Genomic DNA, 2,086 nt, shown 5'->3' with positions numbered 1-2,086 from the left:
TCTAACGCGGATTTCCACGCAACTGGTTCGGGGCAACGCGGGTCAGCTGAATTCGTAGTGGAGGGTGCGGTTGCCCCACCAGGGCACTTGGGTGTCGGTGGGGAGGTCGGCGTGGCGGAGCACGGGTGAGTAGGCGCGTCGGTCGAGGCGGACGGTGACGGTGTCGGCGCTGGTGATGATGGTGCCGGGGGTTTCGAGGAAGCGGCGTTGCAGCACGTCGGGGGTGACGGTGGCGTAGCCGGGTAGGCGGGCGCGGAGCGCGGCGGTGAGGGCCTGGGCGAGGACGCAGAGCATGATGTCGAGGTCGACGTTGAGGTTGACCGCCGAGGACAGCGCGTCGGCGTGGAAGGCCTGGATGATCTCGGCGAGGCGTTGCTCGATGGTCATCCGACGCGCGTAGTGCTCGATCAGCGCCTTGGCGGGTAGGTCGTGGTCGTTGGTGATGATGACCGTGGGCGCGTCGCGGCCGAGCCCGGTGACGATGAGCTGCCGCACGGTGCCGGGATAGCCGGTCAGCCGAACACCGCTGGCCTCGTGCACTTTCGGCCTGTTGAACCTCCCGGACCGGTTCAGGGTGATCGTGGTGAAGTCGGTGCCGGTGAGGGCGTCGATCTGGCGGACGAGCGCGGGTGAGCGCATCCGCAGGGTGAGGAACTTGACGCCGCGGGCGTCGAGTTCGCCGAGCACCGGGTGGGTGGTGACCTTCTGATCCATGATCAGCATGTGCGGGTCGGCGCCGCTGAGCTGTTTCCAGTGGTCGCAGAACGCGATCACCTCCCGGTTCTGGCTGGATTTGGTGATGTCGGCGTTGGCGTAGACCAGGTTGTGGGTGCCGGAGTCCTGGGCGAAGAACGTCAGTACCGAGCGGGCGCGCTGCGAGCGGGTGGGCACGTAGTGTTTTTCCAGCGCCGGGTCGTGGCCCCAGTGCATGACGGCGTGGAAGTCCAGGTCGAAGATCGACTGATCGCCGGTGGCGAGGCCGCCGGCGATCAGTCTCTTGTCCAGCGCGGCCAGGATCGCGCGCTGGTGGTCGTGGCCGGTGCGGTAGGAGTAGTCGGTGAGCGCGGACTTTTTCGGCAGCACCGAGAGTCCGGCGAACAACGACGCGGCCGGGTCGGAGATCAGCAGGTCGTCGACGTGGGAGAGGCGGCGGGTGCGGGTCAGTTTCAGCGCCAGCAGCGACAGCAGCCAGGACAGGGCGGGCACGATCCGGGTGCCGGGGTAGCCGGCGTCGCGGACCAGGGCGGGCAGGTCCAGGCCAACCAGGTCGGGCACCAGCAGCAGCAGCCCGGCTCGGCCGGAATCGATACGCTGCGGCCAGGTTTCGAAGTCGAGCCGGGCGGTGCGGGGCAGGCGGGTGTCGCGGCCGGGTGTTGCCGGCGACACGCTCGCCTCCGGTTCGGGGTGGCGCAGCAGCCGCCCGAAGCCTTCCTCGGCGAGGATCTCGCCGACGCTGGTGCGATTGAGCGGGGTGCCCTCACCGGCCAGCCGCGCCGAGATCTCGTAGGTCGACAGCCCTTCCCGGCGTAGCTCGATCACCCGGGCGCGGGCGCGGTCCTTGGCCGGCGTGACGCCCGGTCGCGGGCCCGGTTTGCCGGGCGGCGCGAACAACTCCAGCTTCCCGGCCCGGTAGTCGCGGACCAGGTTCACCGTCGCCCACCGGGTGTAGCCGACCCGCGCACCGGCCTGCGCGTAGGAGAGCCCGTCGACGAAGAACGCGCGTAACGCTTCGTAGCGGCGGTGGTTCACCTGCTCGGGCGCGGTGAACGCCTCCGCGCCCTCGCGTTGCCCTGATCCACCTTCCATAGGGGTGTTCTACCAGTTCCACCACTTCGAGCGGGGGATCGCACGCGGACACAGAAGTGCTTCGGCTGCAACTGATCTGCCGAACCTCATGGAGATACGGCGGCGGCACCCGCGATGTTACGACACGATAACAATCGCTGGTATCGACGATTCAGCAGTTGATTGGCGGCAATATCCGTGCGGGTCAACCGCCGCTTTCCGATGCAACGTCCAAGGTCAGCGAGCACTTCGGCCCGAAAACGGGTTGCCCCTAATCAACTACACGGAAATCCGCGCTAAC

Annotated in this window: 1 protein-coding gene; it reads right to left on the bottom strand. The window is 67.9% G+C overall.

From position 1 onward, the window contains the following. Positions 1-42: 42 nt before the first annotated feature. A complete protein-coding gene (locus tag P3H15_RS53670) occupies positions 43-1,806 on the bottom strand; it encodes a transposase (RefSeq protein WP_276144770.1) in 1,764 nt (587 codons plus the stop codon). Positions 1,807-2,086 lie beyond the last annotated feature (280 nt).

Origin of the sequence: Rhodococcus sp. T2V (assembly GCF_029269925.1) — a bacterium.
In the GTDB taxonomy this organism is placed as follows: domain Bacteria; phylum Actinomycetota; class Actinomycetes; order Mycobacteriales; family Mycobacteriaceae; genus Rhodococcus_F; species Rhodococcus_F koreensis.
Note: the sequence above shows the minus strand (reverse complement) of the source record. Positions and strands in the feature narration are given on the sequence as shown.